The sequence below is a fragment of the uncultured Maricaulis sp. genome (assembly GCF_947259345.1).
GTDB lineage: Bacteria > Pseudomonadota > Alphaproteobacteria > Caulobacterales > Maricaulaceae > Maricaulis.
In genome coordinates this window covers 132,015-149,745 of sequence record NZ_CAMYLS010000005.1, presented here as the reverse complement: position 1 = coordinate 149,745, position 17,731 = coordinate 132,015, and the positions used below count along the sequence as shown (strand labels likewise).

The 17,731-nt window shown below is 63.9% G+C and carries 14 protein-coding genes; 5 read left to right on the top strand and 9 right to left on the bottom strand.

Going from position 1 to position 17,731, the window contains the following annotated elements; genetic code table 11:
• Positions 1–57 precede the first annotated feature (57 nt).
• Both Q0X62_RS02505 and Q0X62_RS02500 read left to right on the top strand, forming a co-directional pair.
• Positions 58–2,961 carry a S8 family peptidase gene (locus tag Q0X62_RS02505; RefSeq protein WP_297731261.1) on the top strand — a complete coding sequence of 968 codons (2,904 nt, stop codon included), beginning with the start codon at positions 58–60 and terminating at the stop codon, positions 2,959–2,961.
• Positions 2,962–3,122: 161 nt separating this feature from the next.
• Complete coding sequence (locus tag Q0X62_RS02500; protein WP_297731259.1) at positions 3,123–5,687, top strand: EAL domain-containing protein; 2,565 nt, start codon at positions 3,123–3,125, stop codon at positions 5,685–5,687.
• On the opposite strand, the gene Q0X62_RS02495 is transcribed toward Q0X62_RS02500, so the two are convergent.
• Positions 5,673–6,356 (bottom strand): DsbA family protein, encoded by a 684-nt coding sequence (locus tag Q0X62_RS02495; RefSeq protein ID WP_297731257.1) that lies wholly within the window; start codon positions 6,354–6,356, stop codon positions 5,673–5,675. The genes Q0X62_RS02500 and Q0X62_RS02495 overlap by 15 nt on opposite strands.
• A gap of 114 nt (positions 6,357–6,470) precedes the next feature.
• Entirely contained in the window at positions 6,471–7,019 is a 549-nt protein-coding gene (locus Q0X62_RS02490; protein ID WP_297731255.1) for a methyl-accepting chemotaxis protein, read from the bottom strand.
• Positions 7,020–7,194: 175 nt separating this feature from the next.
• On the opposite strand from Q0X62_RS02490, the gene Q0X62_RS02485 reads away from it, so the two are divergent.
• Positions 7,195–8,166, top strand: coding sequence for a thermonuclease family protein (locus tag Q0X62_RS02485; protein WP_297731253.1), 972 nt, complete (start codon positions 7,195–7,197; stop codon positions 8,164–8,166).
• Between the two features lie 108 nt (positions 8,167–8,274).
• Here the strand turns inward: Q0X62_RS02485 and Q0X62_RS02480 are convergent, their stop codons facing one another.
• From Q0X62_RS02480 to Q0X62_RS02450, 7 genes are all read right to left on the bottom strand, one after another.
• The gene (locus tag Q0X62_RS02480; RefSeq protein ID WP_297731250.1) at positions 8,275–9,192 is read right to left on the bottom strand and encodes an RNA polymerase factor sigma-32; all 918 of its coding nucleotides are present in this window, start codon (positions 9,190–9,192) and stop codon (positions 8,275–8,277) included.
• A gap of 663 nt (positions 9,193–9,855) precedes the next feature.
• Positions 9,856–10,365, bottom strand: coding sequence for a CarD family transcriptional regulator (locus Q0X62_RS02475; protein ID WP_297731247.1), 510 nt, complete (start codon positions 10,363–10,365; stop codon positions 9,856–9,858).
• Between the two features lie 220 nt (positions 10,366–10,585).
• Positions 10,586–10,927, bottom strand: coding sequence for a ferredoxin FdxA (gene fdxA, locus Q0X62_RS02470; RefSeq protein ID WP_297731245.1), 342 nt, complete (start codon positions 10,925–10,927; stop codon positions 10,586–10,588).
• A 76-nt stretch (positions 10,928–11,003) separates the two neighbouring features.
• Entirely contained in the window at positions 11,004–11,453 is a 450-nt protein-coding gene (locus Q0X62_RS02465) for a TerB family tellurite resistance protein (RefSeq protein WP_297731243.1), read from the bottom strand.
• Positions 11,446–11,754, bottom strand: coding sequence for an RNA-binding S4 domain-containing protein (locus Q0X62_RS02460; protein WP_297731241.1), 309 nt, complete (start codon positions 11,752–11,754; stop codon positions 11,446–11,448). Before Q0X62_RS02460 ends, Q0X62_RS02465 begins: the two co-directional genes overlap by 8 nt.
• Before the next feature lie 10 nt (positions 11,755–11,764).
• The gene (locus Q0X62_RS02455; protein WP_297731239.1) at positions 11,765–14,497 is read right to left on the bottom strand and encodes a helicase-related protein; all 2,733 of its coding nucleotides are present in this window, start codon (positions 14,495–14,497) and stop codon (positions 11,765–11,767) included.
• A gap of 85 nt (positions 14,498–14,582) precedes the next feature.
• Complete coding sequence (locus Q0X62_RS02450) at positions 14,583–15,407, bottom strand: DUF3108 domain-containing protein (RefSeq protein WP_297731237.1); 825 nt, start codon at positions 15,405–15,407, stop codon at positions 14,583–14,585.
• A 189-nt stretch (positions 15,408–15,596) separates the two neighbouring features.
• Here Q0X62_RS02450 and rpmB point away from each other — a divergent pair, with 189 nt between their 5' ends.
• Both rpmB and Q0X62_RS02440 read left to right on the top strand, forming a co-directional pair.
• Positions 15,597–15,881, top strand: a complete 285-nt coding sequence (rpmB, locus tag Q0X62_RS02445) for a 50S ribosomal protein L28 (RefSeq protein WP_295691337.1) — start codon at positions 15,597–15,599, stop codon at positions 15,879–15,881.
• A gap of 106 nt (positions 15,882–15,987) precedes the next feature.
• Positions 15,988–17,730: an amidohydrolase gene (locus tag Q0X62_RS02440; protein ID WP_297731234.1), complete on the top strand. Its 1,743-nt coding sequence runs from the start codon at positions 15,988–15,990 to the stop codon at positions 17,728–17,730.
• The last annotated feature ends 1 nt before the right edge of the window (position 17,731 follow it).

The following is a 17,731-nucleotide window of genomic DNA, read 5'->3' as shown; positions in this document are numbered from 1 at the left end:
GGGCCGAAACGTGGGGGAGTGATAGTGGTCGCATGAAATTGGGCTGGGAGGGTCCTCATGCGACAGTATTTGAAATCCGGAGCGGCAGCCATTGCACTCATGTCCCTGACCGGGGCCATGATGCCTGCATATGCACAAGATTCCGATGAAAATGACGGCAGCGGAAACACATTCCTTCATCCCTATCGGGGGGACATCAACCCCTTTTACGGTGACATCAATCCGTTCTGGGGGGACATCAATCCCTTCTGGGGTGATATCAATCCGTTCCGCGGTGACATTAATCCCTTCTACGGCGACATCTCGCCCTTCTGGGGGGATATCAATCCGTTCTGGGGCGACATCAATCCCTTCGACGGGGACATCAATCCCTTCTTCAGTGGCGATATCAATCCGTTCTGGGGCGACATCAATCCTTTCTTCAGCGACGACATCAATCCGTTCTGGAGCGACATCAATCCCTTCTGGCAGGAGGTCGGCCCGGTTTGGGGTGACCTCAATCTCGAATGGAATGAGGCGGCTGCCGAGGGTGGTGACTTCACGACGATCGCCAATGACATGGCCTCGGTCATCGATCGCGCCGAAGGCGTGTTCGGGGCGGCCATTGAAGCGCGCACCGGCCAGAGCATGGACGAGGCCTTCCTCGACGCCCTGCTGGAGCGCTTTGGTATTGATCTCGACGACCCGGACAGCCTGGCCTCGGTCAGCATCGGCCAGCGGTCGGAATTCTTCCTGACTTTCTATGACAGCCTGATGGGCTTCTCCGGCGTCGACCATGTCGATCACTGGATGCCGGCCATCAATTGGTCTCCGGCTCTGGCGGCCAGCTATGATTGGGGCCGTGCCCCCCTCATTGGCGTGCTCGACTTCAGTGTCAACACGGTCGATGGAGCCAATTTCCGCGGCCAGCGCGGCGAGCGCGACTATCTCAACGTCAATCACGGCAATGCCGTTGCCAGCCTGATCGGTGCGCCGGTCGATGGTGTCGGCGTCATGGGGGTCGCCCCGCACGCGGCGATGCGCTTCTACAATCCGTTTGACGAGTCCCATACGGCAGGCTGGCAGGAAGTTGCGGACGGGGTTGAATCCCTGGCCAATGGCGGCACCTCTATCATCAACATGTCTCTGGGCGTGCCGGGCTGGACCCTGCACCAGGAATGGGCCGAGGTCTTCCGCCAAGATCGCGTGGCGCGCCATGCCGATGACCTGACCTTCGTGATCGCGGCCGGCAATGACGGCATCACTCAGACGGTCGACCTGGACTGGACCGGTGTCTCTGTCCTTGACAATCTCATTCTGGTCGGCTCGGTTGATCCGACGGGCCATATCTCGTCCTTCTCCAATACGCCGGGCGAAGCCTGCTTGCTGACCAATGGCGTCTGCGAGACCGGCTCCCGTCTGATGGACCGTTTCCTGGTCGCTCCGGGTGAGCTCCTGCTCGTCGATGACGGCGAGGGCGGTGTGACCCGTGTCTCCGGGACGTCCTTTGCCGCGCCGCTGGTTTCCGGTGCTGCGGCGCTGGTCAAGGGCTGGTGGTATTGGCTCGATGGCAGCGAGGTGGCGGATGTCCTCTTGCTGTCGGCCCGCGATCTCGGCGAGCCGGGTGTCGACGCGGTCTATGGCCACGGCATGCTCGATGTCGCCGGCGCCATGTCACCGCTCAACCCAGCCAATCTCTACGGCCTGGACAAACACAATGACCCGGTCGAGGCCGAGAGCCTGATCATCACCGGTGGACGTCTCTCGCTACGCCATTCCAACAAGCATTACGTCACGGTGTTTGAGGATATCGGCGACAGCTATCGCGACTTCACGGTCTCGGTGGATGATCTGATCGTCGGCAGTTCGCTGGCCAGCTCGGTCGCCAATGCCTATGCCGAGCAATATATCTATGAGCGCACCAGCGCCTCGCTGAACGGGACCAACTTCTCGGATATCAGCAGCGCTTCGCAACGGCTTTCGCAGACCGGCAATCTGATGGTGACGGCCACGGCCTCCACCCTGGATCCGTCGAATGTCGGCTATGCCCGTGAACTGGGCTTCCATGCCGGCATCGAGCTGACCGACACGGAAAGCGGGCGTTCGATGAAATTCGGTGTCGGTGAGGGCGCGCTGGCGCTGTCCAGCCAGACCGGCTTCAACCTCTTCTCGGACCATCGTCCGGAAAGCGGTGGCGTGAACCCGGTTCTCGGCTTTGCCTCCGGCGGTGCCTATGCGGCGAGCTCGTTCGACATGGACAGCGATCTGCAGGTCTCCTTCGGTATCACCACCACGTATGAGCAAGCGCTCTATGTGATGCCGGGCACCGGCGAGGAGCAGGCCCTGTTTGACGGTGTTGCGCCTTACCAGGCCTTCGCGGCCAATCTCGATCTCAGCTATCCGCTGAATGACCTCGTCACGGTCAATGGCTCGCTGACGCAGCTGCACGAGGCGACCGGCCTGCTCGGTGCCCAGGGCGGCAGTCTTCTGGCCCTCGAGGGCGGTGCGGACACGACCGCGCTGACCTTCGGTGTCGACGCCCAGCCGTCCTCCCGGTTCGGTATGAGCGCTTCGGTGACCCTGGCGCAGACACGGACCACCGCCTTCGATGGTGGCCTGCTGGACATTGCCGAGCGTATCGACAGCACCGCGGCCCAGGTCTCGGTCCGGTATCAGGCCCTGTTCTCGGACAATGATGGTGTCCGTCTGAGCATGGTTCAGCCGCTGCATATCGAACGTGGCGCCCTGAGCTATACAGGCATGGCGGTCACCGACCGGGAAACCGGAGAGCTGGGTGTCGAAAGCGATGTGTGGGAGCTGGGTGGCCGTCGGCCAGTCTATGCCGAGGTCATCTATGCGACCGAGCTGGGATCATCCGATCGCCGTCTGAGCGTCTTCAGTCGCCAGCAATTGTCCGGTGACGAGCAGGTCTCGGAATTCTCGGCCGCGACCAGCGGAGTACGCTTCGAAATGCGCTTCTGATCCACTCGGCAGTGCGTTGAAAGGGGGCCGTCAGCGAAAGCCGGCGGCCCTTTTCCTTTGTGCCACAGGTCTCGCGGGCGGGCCCATTAGGCATTCCTTTAACCAAGACTGGTACGGTCAAGCTTCAAAATCGTCCCGTGGGGCGCTTTCGGAGATTAGCTGTGCGGTTGCTTGCATATCCACTGGCGATGATTGCATGCGTCCTGAGCCTGGTTTTGGCTCTGGCGGCATCCGCCGTGCAGGCGCAAGACCCTGAAACGATCCATGATTTCGCAGAAGCTGTCGACGCATCCCGGGTCGCGATGATGCGTGACCCCACGGCGGCCCTGTCGCTGTCCGAACGTGCCGAAGATCTGGCGCGGCGACTCATTATTGATGAGCGCGATGAAGCCATGGCAACGGCCTGGTGGCTTCAATCGGAGGCGCTGACCCGTATGGGCCGCGCCGAAGACGCCCATCCGATCGCGCTGGATGCGCTCGCGCGCCTGGGCGAGGTGCCGGCCGAGACGCAGCTTCTCGCCGACATCTTCACCTCCCTGGGGCGGATCGAGAAAGTGCTCGGTGAGCATGGCGATGCGCTGGAGAATTATCAGCGCGCTTATGAAATCTACCGCGATCTGGGCGAGAGCCGCAGCGAGTCGATTGCGCTTCAATCGATGGCATCGATCTATTCCGACGCCCAGCAGTACGAGCGGGCGGTGGAGTATTTCAGGAATGCGCTGGCCCGTTACCAGGATCCATCACTCGACCTGGCCGCCCATAACAATCTGGCAAATGCCCTGACCCAACTCGGTCGTTATGAGGAGGCTGCCGCCTCCTTCGAGCAGGCGCGGACCCTCGCCAATTCCATGGGCAGCACCATTCTCGAGGCGCGCGTGCTCAACAATCTGGCCAATATGCAGGTCGAGCAGGCGGATTACGATCGGGCGGAGGCCTCAATCGATGCCGCGTTCAGCCTGGTCGAGGATGATGGCACGTTTGAATGGGTGCGCTTCTTCTGGGGAATCCGGGCGCAGATCGCGCACGGTCGCGGCGAATCCGAGAGGGCGGTCCGCTTTCTGAGCGTGGCTTTCCGCGATGTCGATGTTGAGACGACCTCGCAGAATTATATGGAATTGCATGGCAGCGCCGCCGAAATCTACGCCGCACACGGTGACTGGGTGTCGGCCTTCTCCCATTTGCAGGCGTTCAAGCGGTTGACCGATGAGCGCGCGGCTTTCGCGACCTCGGCCAATAGCGCACTCGTCGGCGCCCAGTTCGACTTCACTGAACAGGAACTCGAAATCCAGCAATTGCGCTCGGAAGGCCTTGAGCAGGCGCTCGAATTGGCGCGGGCCCGGCAGGCCCGGAACCTGATGATTGCCCTGGGTGTCGGCGTGGCTTGTCTCTTCCTGGCCGGTCTCGTCTTTGCGAGGAGCCGGGTGGCGCGCGCGAAAGCGCTGGCCTTGTCCGAAGTCCTCTATACGGACACCAATACCGGGCTGCCCACACACGCCGCAATGCTGCGCGACCTGAACAAGGTCAAGGCCGAGACGGGCGAGGTGCCGGTCGTCATCGCGGTGCAGATCAAGCGGCGCAAACACTTGTCGGGCGCGCTCGGTTACCGCGTCTATTCCCGCTTTGAACAAGCCGTCGCCGCACGCCTGGCCGGGGGCAATTATCCGGTGACCGTCTACCGGCTCCTGCCGGGCTTGTTCGGCTTGTTACAGTCCTCCGCCGACGCGCGCGAGGCGAATGATGTCGCCCGGGACGTGACCGGTTTGTTCGAGGTCGCCGTCAAGGTCGACGATCTCAATATCGATGTCGGTATCATCTGTGGTCTGGCGCATGATGAGGATCCCGAAACAGCCATACGCCAGGCCCATGTGGCGATTGACCAGGCGCGTCGTCTCAATTTGCCCTACGCCGAATTTGACCGGGAGCTGTACGGAAATCCGGCGGCGAACCTGTCATTGATGAGTGAGATGATGCGGGCCACCGAGCGGGGCGAGATGTCGCTCCACTATCAGCCCAAGCTCAATGTGCGTACCGGCCGCTTTGAATCCGTTGAGGCGCTCAGCCGCTGGTTCCATCCCGAACGTGGCTTCATCTCGCCGGACCAGTTCATTCCGCAAGCCGAGGAAACCGGGCATATCCGCCCCTTCACCGAATGGGCGATCCAGCAGAGCATTGCGGATCAGAAGCGCTTGCTGGCAGCGGGCAAGCCGATCTCCATCGCCATCAATATCTCCGGTGCGCTCGTTGGCGATGCGGATTTTGCGCGCAAGGCTCGCGCCATGATTGTCGGCGCCGCCGGGCCCATCACGTTCGAGATCACCGAAACGGCTGTGATGACCAATCCGGAGAAGGCCATCGAGCATCTCAATTCCTGGCGTGAGTCGGGCGCCCGGATCTCGATTGATGATTATGGAACCGGCCAGTCTTCCCTGGCCTATCTGCAGATGATTCCGAGTGATGAGCTGAAGCTGGACCGGCAATTCGTGTCCAATCTGAATGCCAATACACGCGGTCGCATGCTGATCAAGTCGACCATTGACCTGGCTCACAATCTTGGCCTGGAAGTTGTCGCCGAAGGGGTTGAAACGGAGACCGATCTCGCCGCCTTGAAACTGCTCGGCAGCGACTGGATACAGGGTTATCTCCTGTCCAAGCCCCTTTCGATTGACGCGCTGTCGGATTTCCTCTCCGCGCCGGAAGAGGCAATCCTGAAATCACGCTCCATCTAGCGTGCTGACAGCCGGGTGCGGTTCGCTCCGGGCCGTCAGCCCGGACTGTTTCAATCGCCACACCAGCAAGTCGATCCGGTCCTGGCCGAAGAAGGCTTCGCCGTCATGGGCGAGGGTCGGAACACCCCAATGCCCCGCGGCCGTGAGCGCGGCTTCATTGTCTGCAAGAACGGCGTCCAGCCTGTCCGCCTCATTCTCTGCCGTCCTGATCAAGGCACTGGCATCGAGACCGCAGCTGGAAAGCGCGTCCTCCAACATACCCGGTTCGCTCCAGGGGTTTCCGGACCAGATCCGGGTCGACAGGGCATGAAGCGCTGCCAGGCCCTGGCCGGTCTCCGCCGCAGCCAGTCCAATCCGGGTCAGGCGATGAATGTGTGGCTGCACGGTCGCGGCGCGCTTGCGGTCCGTCTCCATGACCACCGGATCGGGCGAGGGCAGACCGATCGGCATGTCCAGATACTCGGCCAGCCTGAGGACGTCGGTTAGCAGATAGCCCATCCAGAGCGGATCTTCACGTTCGAAGAAGTCCGGCTGGCGCAAGGCCAGCGGGCGCACGGGGCGGACATTGATCCGCAGGTCCCAGTCCTGCTCCAGCGCGATCAGACGCGGCAGGGCGAGATAGGAATAGGGACTGCGAAAGGACCAGAAGAGGTCGACATGATGAGTCATGTTCCCAGTCTAGGCCCCGTCCCGCCGCAGGCAAGCGGGCAGCAGGGCCAGACACGCAAAAGGGCGGGGCCTTTCGGCGCCCGCCCTTGCTGTCTCACTTGGCTGGGGGTCGACTCAGCGAACCTGGTCGCGCAGCGTGTTGAGCTGGTGTGCGACTTGCTGGGTCGCCTCTGTCATCTGGTCTACGGCGACCTTGCCGCGGGCCACGGATTGACCGGAGCCACGCACGCCGTCGAGGATTTCCTTGACCTCATTGTCGAGGGCCGCAATCCGGGACGCGATGTCTTCAGTCGCCTTGGCAGTCTGGCCGGCAAGGGCTTTGACTTCGCCGGCAACGACGGCGAAGCCGCGACCGGCATCACCGGCTCGGGCGGCCTCGATGGTCGCGTTCAGGGCGAGCAGATTGGTCTGGCTGGCGATGGCTTCAATCGTCGAGAGGATCGCATTGATGCGCTGCGAGGCATCGGTCAGCGCTTCGACCCGCCGCTCGAGGACCTGGCTGGACTCCTCGACCTGGTTCATTGCATCGCGGGCCACCTGGGCTGCCTCTGCGCCCTGCGAGGCGCGGGCCGCCGATTCGCCAACGGCTTCAGCGATGGCGTGAGCGTCGGTGGTGGCGCCCTCATGGGCAGCGGCATCATCGGTATAGGCGTAGGCGTTCATCGTAGGGGTGTCCCTGGCTGAAAGTGTCGCGAGAAGGATTAGCGCGAGATAGTAAACGGAATGGTAAACGGCGGCGCACCGGGCCTGCATTCGGCATGCGCCGGCTTGAAGTGTGCAACTATAAAGTGTATATTTGTGTGAGGGTCAGCAAGGGGCGAAGAGAGGAGGTGCAGACATGCATCGATCTGTTTGTCTCGTCCTGGGTCTCGCAGCCTGTGAGCCCACCGCAGCAGCGCCGGAAGGCACGCCTGAATCCCGTCCCGGCCCCCATGCAGAAGCGCAGCGGTCCGGCAGCGTCCGGAACGCGCCGGAAAGTCCGGCTCCGCCTCTCATCCAGGCGATGGATGAGGACGGCATGGCGCCGCTTGTGGAAGCCACCATCGCGGATGTGGGGCCGCCGCAAGGTGAGGCTGGCGAGGACGGGCGTTTCATCGGCATGGCCGGCGCGCTCACCCTCCAGCTGGAAACCCCTGGCGGTGTGCTGGAAGTGCGTCTGGCAGAGATTGATACGCCGGTGCCGGCTGAGACCGAGGCCTGGCTGGCGGACCGGCTCGCCGGGCAGAGCCTGGCGCTCACCTATTCCGGCTTGCGGCGCGACCGCTATGCCCGGGCGCTGGCGCATGTGTCTGTCTCACCGACGGCGACCGGGTCGGGGGGTGCGGGCGCCGCACCGGTCTGGATTCAGGCCCGCTTGGTGGCCGCGGGTCTCGCTCGTGTGATGAGTCATGCCGACAATCAGGCCCATGCAGCGGTCTTGCTCAGGCTCGAGGCCGAGGCCCGGGAGGGCCGGCGCGGGCTATGGCAGGATCCCGCCCATGGCATCCGCGACACAAATCCCGATGCCCGAGCGCAGGACATTGGCTCGGCGCAGATCGTGGCGGGCCGGGTGACCGATGCCGTTCAGCTCGATTCCGGCCGCATATATCTCAATTTCGGATCGGATTATCGCAGCGATTTCACGGTCCGGATCGATGCCGGCGACAGCCAGGCTTTCCTCGACGCCGATCTGGGGCCGGAGGCGCTTCTGGGTCGGCGCGTGCGGGTTCGCGGTTGGCTGGTCGAGGAGAACGGACCCATGATCCGTCTCGATCACATCGCGCGCCTTGAAGTGCTGGAAGACAATCCCGCTGACGCCCGTCCCCGGTGAGCATCAATGGGACTGCCGCGCGCAGGCCTGCTGCGATTTGGTACCGCGGAGGGAGGGCTCCGCGGTACCATGGCCGCCTCGTTGACGCAGTGCTGTCAGGCGAGTGCTCTATTGGCTGGGGATGAGGCCGGCCTCGACCGGGTCGCCCACGACCTTGCACAAATGGGCCCGCAATTTGGTCAGGGCGGCGCTTTCGATCTGGCGCACGCGCTCTTTGGAAATGCCCAAGGTCTGCCCCAGTGTTTCCAGCGTTGAACCTTCCTCACTGAGGCGGCGTTCGCGGATGATGAATTGTTCGCGCGGATTGAGGCCCTCGATCGCCTGGCCAAGCCAGGCCGAACGCTTGGCGCTGTCCGTGCTTTCCATCACCTCGACTTCAGGGGCCGCATTCTCGTCGACCAGGAAGTCCTGCCACTGGGAGTTTTCCTCATCGCCCACCGGGGCGTTGAGCGAGCGGTCCGAAGCGCCGAGGCGCATGACCATGGTGTCGACATCGCTCTCGCGCACGCGGAGGTCCCGGGCGATCTGCTCACGGTTCTCCGGCGAGATCGAGCTGCCCTCCAGATCACCGATGCGGGCGCGCATGCGGCGCAGATTGAAAAAGAGGGATTTCTGGGCCGAGGTGGTGCCGGTCCGCACGATCGACCAGTTGCGCAGGACATAATCCTGGATGCAGGAGCGGATCCACCAGGTGACATAGGTCGAAAAACGCACATCGCGTTCCGGTTCGAAGCGCTCGGCGGCCTTCATCAGGCCGATATTGCCCTCCTGGATCAGGTCCGAGAAGGGCAGGCCATAGCGTTTGAACTTGGCGGCCACCGCGATGACCAGGCGCATATGGGCCTCGGTCAGTTCGTGCAGGGCGGCCTCATCGCGATCATCACGCCAGCGCCGGGCCAGCTCGCTCTCATCCTCGCGGGAGAGCAGGGGCCGCGCCATGGCGGATTTGACGAAACGCTGCTCGCCGGCATCGCGGGCGGCAGACGGGTGGGCAGAACGTGCAGTGGCGGCCTTGGCGGTCGTCATGGTGGTCCTCCTTCGCTTCAGGAGGTCTTACGCCCATACCGGAGTTTCGGATCACATGGCGGGTAAGGCGGGCTGATCACCCGTGCACCACTGGGCGAAGACCCGGGACCAACGAAACCGTCCGGCCAGCGATGAGCCTCCCGTCGGTCCCGGTCGCGCCAGGGCGCGACCGGGAAAAAGGGGCGGAGGCTTTGGAAGATTGGCGCCGCGGCGCCCACCATTCCATATATCCCTTGCCAAGACCTCGCCGCATCCGGTTTTCCAGGTCAAGGGCGCGAGAGCGCCGCTGCGCGGTTTCACCCTTGAGCTGGAGAACCGGATACGGCTGGCTGGCTGCCAAGTTATCTATGGATATCTCCGCGCGGCGCGCGATTGCTTCCACGGCGCACCCAGCCAATTCCGCCCCCACTACCCACCGTCATCCCACGGTCGCGGCATCGCCGCGATCCGGGGGACCTCGGCGCTTCAGACGCCGTGCGAAGCGGGGATGGTGAGGCGAGGGCGGCCTGCCGGGTGGTCGAGGTCCCCCGGGATGGCCGCTTTGCGGCCACCGGGGGATGACGGTTGGATTGCGGGAATTCTGGCAACCCCCACTCCAAGAACCAAAACGCCCGACCAAAAGGCCGGGCGTTTCGTATCAGTCTCGCGGCCTGATTGCGTGAATCAGGCGGCGACTTTCTTGGCGAGGGAGGTCGACAGCATTTCGCGGGCGGCCTCGTGCTCGATTTCCTCGACGGCGGCCAGTTCGCGAACCATGCGGTCCAGCGCTGACTCGTAGAGCTGGCGTTCGGAATAGGACTGTTCCGGCTGATCTTCGGCGCGGTGCAGGTCGCGAACGACTTCCGCGATCTGGATCAGGTCGCCGGAATTGATCTTGGCTTCATATTCCTGGGCCCGGCGGCTCCACATGGTGCGCTTGACCTTGGCCTTGCCCTTGAGGGTCTTCAGCGCGTCCTTGACGATCTTGTCGCTGGAGAGGGGCCGCATGCCAGACGCTTCGGTCTTGGCGGTCGGCACGCGCAGCGTCATCTTGTCCTGTTCGAAGGTGACGACGTAAACCTCGATTTCGAAGCCGGCTACGCTGTCTTTTTCAACACCCGTTACGCGGCCAACGCCGTGTGCGGGATACACAATAAAGTCGCCCTTTTTGAAAGACTTGTCGTTTTTCGTCATGGATGCTCTCTCTTTGGGCCTTGCTCGCACGGAAACGCAAAAGCTCGCAGATCGCTCTCAAAGGACTTCCGGCACCCACCCGGCTCTGAGATCGAAAAGTCTGCGCGCAAATCACCGTGTAGAAAGGCAGGCGGCGCGACAGGCGCTACCCATCAATGTGGAGAACATAGCACAAAATTCGGCTATTTCCAAACGGTAGGCGTTGCTTAACCCCTTGGGGCTAGTCGCCACTGCCCGGCTTTTCGGAGAAGTATTTCTCGTATTTCCCGCTTTCCTCGGCCATCGCATCCGCGTCGGCCGGGGCGTCCTTGCGTACGGTAATATTGGGCCAGACCTCGGCAAATTTCGAGTTTACGGCCAGCCACTTGCCGTCCGGATCATCCTCGGTGTCGGGCTTGATTGCCTCGACCGGGCATTCCGGTTCGCACACACCGCAATCGATGCACTCATCGGGATGGATGACGAGGAAATTCTCGCCCTCGTAAAAGCAGTCGACGGGGCAGACTTCCACGCAGTCCGTATATTTGCAGCGCACGCAGGCGTCGGTGACAATATAGGTCATGTTGGCCAGAACTTGATTTTGAACGGTGTCATGGGCAGGGATGCCGCGCGGGACATGGGCTGCGACGGCGTTTTTGTCAACGGGTCCGCAGTTGGGCTTCCGCACGTGTTCGCGCGAAGATGCGATCCCGGTCCTCAATCCCCAGGAGCGGCCCGATCCGGCGGATGAAGGCCTCTTCGAAGGGCGATTTCTCGCCATCGGCCAGCGCGACCAGCCAGAGCTGTTCGATCAGGCCAATCCGTTCCTGGCGTGACAGGCAGGCTTTCACCACTTTGGTGAAGCGGTGGTGATCGACCGCGCTCTCGGCCAACTCCTCGCCCTGTTCCAGGACAAAGGCGACCCGGGCCGCAGACAGGCCGAAGGCGCTGCCCAGGATAGTGCGGATCTGTGCCTGCTCGCAATCGGCATAAATGCCATCGGCCAGGGCGGCCTCGACCAGCAGGGTGCAGGCCGCGATATGGGGGTCGGTTTCCGGACGCAGGTCGGCTTCGGCCGGGGCGAAAAAGCTGCGAATGGCGTCAAACATGGCTGGCTTCCGTCTCTTCATCCTCGACGACCCGGTACAGCGCTTGCGCCTCCGAGGCGGGGCCGCGCCGCGTGCCCAGCGCAAGGATTTCCAGTCGCACGATCCCGTCATTGCGGGGCAGGGTCAATGTGTCGCCTGCGCGCACCAGGGCCGAAGGCTTGCCGATCCGGCGTGTGGTGCCGGCGCTGGTCAGGCGAATGCGGCCCTTCTGAACCACCGCCGTGGCCAGGCTGCGCGTTTTGAACTGGCGGGCATGCCAGAGCCAGACATCGATGCGGAGGGCGTCTGCAGTTTCGTTCATCGCGCGACCGTCAAATGCCCTCGTCCCGCTTGGTATCCTTGGCCGGCTCGGGTGTTGCCGGCGTCTCGGCCTTCGCCCCGGAGGCCTTGGCCGCGTCCGTCCCGGTATCAACACTTGCCGGGTCTGGCTTGACCTTGGGCTTGTCCTTGCGGCGCTTGCGGGGCGGGCGCGGCTTGCGTTTGGGCTGTTCCGGCAGGGCCAGCTCGGCGAGAGCGGCGAAGGGGCTGTCAGACGGCACAACCGGCTCGGCGGCGCGGGAGGCCGGCTTGCGCGGCGCACCACCGCGCGGGCCCGCATGCTTGCGGTGACGCCGGTCCCAGCGCTCGCCCTCGGCCTTCTCCGGATCGGGACCCTTCTGGATCCGGCGATAGCCCAGCTCGGTCAGCGTGCCGCGGATATCCTCGACCGAACAGCCCAGCAGGGCGGTCATGTCGGCGGTCAGCGGGAAGCCGGGACCGTCATCCTTGCCGGCTTCGCGCAGCGTATCGGCCAGGCGTTCGAGCATGTCGAAGCGTACGGCGCGCGGTCCGCAGGGCTGAAAGCCGATGGCGGCGTATTCGGCGCGGGTCCGCGAGCGGTCATTGGCGACCGAGGTCAGGCCCGGCGCCGGCAGCCAGGCCAGGTCGGTACGACCGGCGGCGATGGCATGGAGCAGGGCGTTGAGCCGCGCCGGGGCCGGTTTGACCAGTTCAGGGACATAGATCATGTGCTCGCCGATCCGCACGCCGGCCGCGCGCAGGGAGCGGCGCTCGACCTGGGAGAGATTGCGCACATCATCGCTGATTGTATGGCGCGGCAGCGCCCCGCCGGCCTCATAGAGACGCCAGGCGAGACCGCGGGCGAGACCGGGCATGTCGTCGGACTGGCCGGCATCGCGCAGTTTGAACAGCGGCGCGAGCTGGGTCTCGATATGAGCGGTCAGGCCAGCTTCGAGGCCGGCGCGGGCACGGGACTGGGCCTCGGCAGCACCGAGATCGCCACCAAGCAGCTTGATCGCGGGTTTGAGCGGGGTCGGGCCGGGAATGAGCTGGGCAACGACTTCGCCGCCCCAGCTGATCTTGCCGTCATCGGAAAAGGTCAGGTCTTCCATCTTGGTCTTCGCCAGGGCTCCCAGCCGTCGGTTGATCTCAGGTCGCAGCGCACGCAGCGCGGCGGATTTCAGGGTCCGGGCAGCCAGTTCGCGACCGTCCGCATCGGGTTTGAATACGAGGCCGGCCAGACGACCGACGAAATGGCCTTCTACCGTAACCTCCCCATTGCTGGCGACCCCGGCCAGCAAGTCTCTTTCATCACGCAGTCCCTTGACCAGGGCGCTGGTGCGCCGATCCACGAAACGCTGCATCAGCCGTTCGTGCAAGGCATCGGACAGCCGGTCCTCGATTTCACGGGTCACGCCGCGCCAGTGTTCCGGGTCTCGGGTCCAGTCCGAGCGGTGCGCGGCATAGGCCCAGGTGCGCACATGGGCGAGGCGGGCGGCGAGGGCGTCGACATCGCCGGAGGTCTTGCGGAAACGCTCGAGCTGGCCATTCATCCAGTCGTCCGGCAGGCGACTGCCCGGGCCGGTCAGGTGCATGTAGATGGACTTGATCAGGCGGGCATGGGCATCCAGCGTCGCCTTGCGGAAGTCGGGCAGACGGCAGGCATCCCACAGGCGGCGGACGGCTGCGGGTGAGGTCGCCCGGTCGCGGATCTCGCGATCGCTGGAGAGCACGCCCAGCGCCCGCTCGTCGGAGGCTTCGCCAACCCGTTCCAGGGCCGGGTCGCGCGAGGGCTTGCCGAGCGTGTATTGCAGGGCTTCCAGCGAGCTGTCGTCGAGATCGGGATTGCGCCATTGCAGGCGTTCGACCGGCGCGAAGCTGTGGCTCTCCACTGCTTCCACCAGATCAGGATCGAAGGGGCGGCAATCCGCCGTTTCGCCGAAGGTCCCGTCATTGCGGAAGCGGCCGGCCCGCCCGGCAATCTGGGCCAGTTCGGCGGCGGTCAGGCGACGACGGCGGCGACCATCGAATTTGCGGCTCTCGGCGAAGGCGACATGGTCGATATCCATGTTCAGACCCATGCCGATCGCGTCGGTGGCCACGAGGAAGTCAACCTCGCCGGACTGGTACAGTTCCACCTGGGCATTGCGGGTGCGCGGCGACAGGCCGCCCATCACCACAGCCGCGCCACCGCGCCGGCGCCGCAACAATTCGGCGATTGCATAGACAGCCTCCGCGGAGAAGGCGACGACGGCCGAGCGCCGGGGTAGGCGGGTCAGCTTGGCCGGACCGCCATAGGCGAGCTGGGAGAAGCGTTCACGAAAGGTGATCTCGGCTTCGGGCACCAGTTCACGGACCATGCGGTTCATCGTGCCGGCGCCCAGCAGCATGGTCTCTTCATAGCCGCGTGCGCGAAGGAGGCGGTCGGTGAAGACATGGCCGCGCTCCGGGTCGGCGCCCAGCTGGATCTCGTCGACGGCGACAAAGGCGACGCGCTTTTCCACCGGCATGGATTCGACCGTACAGATGAAATAGCGCGCCGATGGCGGCACGATCTTTTCCTCGCCGGTGATCAGGGCGGCGGCGCCGACGCCCTTTGCCTTGACCACCCGGTCATAAACTTCCCGCGCCAGCAGGCGCAGGGGCAGTCCGATCATGCCGGAGGCGCGTCCGAGCATGCGCTCGACCGCCAGATGGGTCTTGCCGGTATTGGTGGGACCAAGGGCAGCGGTGATCTGCCCGGGGTCGTTGCGGTGGGACGCCATCCCGCAACTCCTTCACACACAGGTGCACACAGGTGCAGTTGGCAGACCTAGGCAATCCGCGCGCGCTTGGCGAGGGGGCAAGCGGTCAATTTTCCTCGATGGACCGGGCGACGACCGTCACGCCGCCGAAACCGGCATTGGTGCGGATGCGCACCGGGATGTGGACATCGCCGCCATGCACCGGGGCGAGCCAAAAGGTGATGGGCCGGGAAATATCCTCCTCGGAGGGGAACTCATCCGCCTCATAGCCGGCGACCGGCTCGTAATAGGCGTGGCAGACCAGTGCCTCACCGGACCAGGCGCGGGTGCGGACCCGGTCCGTCCCGCCATCCTCGAAGCGCAGATTATAGCGGGCCCGACCGTCAAAGACCGGCAGGCGGCCGGAGCAATGACTGTCGCCGCGCGCCACGGCGCCCAGACCCATCGCCAGCAGCGTGGAAAGCGGATCGGCGGCGCCGGCGCGTTCTTCATCCGTGGCAGGCGGTTCGCCCATCGAGCCGAAGGGCGGATTGATGTCGGGCGTGGCCACACCGTCGGGGAAATCGATCGCGACAATGCGGTTTTTTGAGCTGGCATGATTGAGGTGGCTGTAATGCCAGGGGCGCAGCTGATTATTGTCACGATAGCCGCTCACACCGGCCTCGATATCGGCATCGGTGAAGAGCGCGGCGAGCCCGGCGGCGGTAAAGCGGGCGGAGGCCTGGTAGGTGTCTTCGGCGAATTGGCCGGACACCACGATATTGGCGACCTGAAAGACCATGACCGAGCCGGCATACTGAACGGTGACGCCCTGGACGGGTGCTGCGGAATCCGCGGCGGCGGCCATGTCGGCGGCATCATCGGCCGCGACGGTTGCGCTGCATGCCAACAGGCCTGCGGCCATAGCCCCGTAAATCCAAGTCTTTTTCACGATATACTCTCCACTTCGAGCCCCCGAGGCCCTAACGCATTTGTCCACCCAACTGCAATAACTGATCGAAACCGGCTGCAAGATGAACGCAGCAAGCTTGACGGCCCGCCTCCCCTCCTTTATTTCGCCCGCTCTCGCACTGGTCGCAATACCGGTGCGCACGGATTCTTATATTTGAAAGGTGCGACTATGGCGCGTCGTTGCGAACTGACGGGAACTGGCGTTTTGACGGGAAACAATGTTTCTCACGCTCAGAACAAGTCCCGCCGCCGTTTTCTGCCGAACCTTTGTGATGTGACCCTCGCTTCGGAAAAGCTGGGCCGTGGTTACAAGCTGCGCGTCGCCGCCAAGGCTCTGCGGTCTGTGGATCATGTTGGTGGTCTGGATGCTTTCCTCCTCAAGGCCCGTGACGAGAAGCTCTCGGACAAGGCTCTGAAGATCAAGCGCGACCTGAAAAAGGCCATGGTGGCCTAAGGCCGACCAAGCGCTGACGAATTAACAACGCCCGCAGCCTGCTGCGGGCGTTGTCGTGTGTGATGACGCAGGCTAGCCTCCCGGCAACAAGCGGGGAGGCTTTTTCATGCGCGCCAATCACTGGATGATCTCATTGTCGGTTCTGGCTCTGGCCGGTTGCGGCCAGACGGACAGCGTCGAACCCTTTGGTGAGAATGGCGACGGGGATCTGACCGAGAGTGCGGCCGACCTGGTGATATGGGGCGGCTCGATCTATACCGCCCGTGATGATGAACCGATGGTCGAGGCTGTCGCGGTGCGCGGCAATCGCATCGCCTTTGTCGGCGACGATGAGGCCGCCCAGGCCTGGATCGGCGACGAAACCCGCCTGGTCGACCTCAATGGCGGGGCGATGTATCCCGGCTTCACCGACAGTCATGTCCATGTCTATGGGGTGGGGGAGCGCGAACGCACGCTCAATCTCGACAGTGTGACCTCGCTCGCCGACATGGTCGCCAGCGTCGAGGCGGCGATCGCCGACACGCCTGACGGCGCGACGCTGGTCGGTCGTGGCTGGATCGAGACGCATTGGCCGGAGGCCCGTTTCCCGACCCGTCAGGACCTCGATCCGGTCTCGCCGGACAATCCGGTCATCCTGCGGCGGGCTGATGGTCATGCCCTGATCGCCAACAGCGCCGCCCTTGCGGCTGTCGGCATCACCCGTGACAGCGTTGCGCCATCGGGCGGGGAGATCCTGTTTGACGAGGATGGCGAACCGACCGGCCTCCTGGTCGATACGGCGATGTTCGCCTTATCGCCGCTGTTGGAGACGCCGTCGGAAGAAGTTGCCCGCGAGACCTATGCCGAGGGGGCCCGGCGTCTCGCCAGCCTGGGCTGGGCCGGGGCCCATGACATGTCGGTGCCCTGGACCATGGTGCCGATCATTGAAGACCTCGCGGAAGCCGGAGAGCTGCCCTTGCGGACCTATCTCTCTGTCGGACCGGAGGGCTATGCGCCGCTGGCCGAGGGCGGGATGCGCGATGTGGCCGACAGCCGGGTGATCACGCGCGCCGTGAAGCTCTACATGGATGGTGCGCTCGGCTCGCGCGGCGCGGCCTTGCTGGAACCGTATTCCGACCGGCCGGAAACCTCCGGTCTGGCCATTGCCGAAGCCGACGAGACGATCGGTATCTTCACCCAGGCCCTGCGCGACGGCATCCAGATGAATGTCCATGCCATCGGCGATCGCGGCAATCGCTACCTGCTTGACTGGGTTGAGGAAGCGCGCCAGCAGGTCTCACCGGAAGAGTGGGCATTGGCCGATCCGCGCTGGCGCGACGAGCACAGCCAGATCATTGATCCGGCCGATATTCCGCGCTTCGCCGAGCTGGGTGTGATCGCCTCCTTCCAGCCCTCTCACGCCATTGGTGACCTGCATTTTGCGCCGGACCGTCTGGGGGATGAGCGCCTCGAGGGTGCCTATGCCTGGCAGAGCCTGCTCGATGCCGGCGCCCATATCACGGGCGGCTCGGACGCGCCGGTCGAACAGGGTGATCCGCGGATCGAATTCTATGCCGCTGTGGCCCGGGCCGACCTGTCCGGTTTCCAGGGCGAAAACTGGCATGCGGAAGAAGCGCTCTCACGCGAGGACGCGCTCAAACTCTTCACCGCCTGGCCGGCCTATGCCTCTTTCCGTGAAGATGATCTCGGCACCATCGCGGTTGGCATGCGCGCCGACTTCACCGTCTTCTCGGGCGATATCATGACCATCCCGGAAGCGGAGATTCTCACGGTCGAGCCCTGGATGACCGTGGTCGATGGCGAGGTCGTCTATGAGAGCCCGAACAGCTTCCATCATGGCGGCGAATAGG

What these genes read in the sequence shown, in the direction of transcription:
- Q0X62_RS02505 (WP_297731261.1), top strand. Translation starts at nt 58, where the DNA reads ATGCGACAGTATTTGAAATCCGGAGCGGCAGCCATTGCACTCATGTCC.
- Q0X62_RS02495 (WP_297731257.1), bottom strand. Translation starts at nt 6,356, where the DNA reads ATGACTCATCATGTCGACCTCTTCTGGTCCTTTCGCAGTCCCTATTCC.
- Q0X62_RS02490 (WP_297731255.1), bottom strand. Translation starts at nt 7,019, where the DNA reads ATGAACGCCTACGCCTATACCGATGATGCCGCTGCCCATGAGGGCGCC.
- Q0X62_RS02485 (WP_297731253.1), top strand. Translation starts at nt 7,195, where the DNA reads ATGCATCGATCTGTTTGTCTCGTCCTGGGTCTCGCAGCCTGTGAGCCC.
- Q0X62_RS02480 (WP_297731250.1), bottom strand. Translation starts at nt 9,192, where the DNA reads ATGACGACCGCCAAGGCCGCCACTGCACGTTCTGCCCACCCGTCTGCC.
- Q0X62_RS02475 (WP_297731247.1), bottom strand. Translation starts at nt 10,365, where the DNA reads ATGACGAAAAACGACAAGTCTTTCAAAAAGGGCGACTTTATTGTGTAT.
- fdxA (WP_297731245.1), bottom strand. Translation starts at nt 10,927, where the DNA reads ATGACCTATATTGTCACCGACGCCTGCGTGCGCTGCAAATATACGGAC.
- Q0X62_RS02465 (WP_297731243.1), bottom strand. Translation starts at nt 11,453, where the DNA reads ATGTTTGACGCCATTCGCAGCTTTTTCGCCCCGGCCGAAGCCGACCTG.
- Q0X62_RS02460 (WP_297731241.1), bottom strand. Translation starts at nt 11,754, where the DNA reads ATGAACGAAACTGCAGACGCCCTCCGCATCGATGTCTGGCTCTGGCAT.
- Q0X62_RS02455 (WP_297731239.1), bottom strand. Translation starts at nt 14,497, where the DNA reads ATGGCGTCCCACCGCAACGACCCCGGGCAGATCACCGCTGCCCTTGGT.
- rpmB (WP_295691337.1), top strand. Translation starts at nt 15,597, where the DNA reads ATGGCGCGTCGTTGCGAACTGACGGGAACTGGCGTTTTGACGGGAAAC.
- Q0X62_RS02440 (WP_297731234.1), top strand. Translation starts at nt 15,988, where the DNA reads ATGCGCGCCAATCACTGGATGATCTCATTGTCGGTTCTGGCTCTGGCC.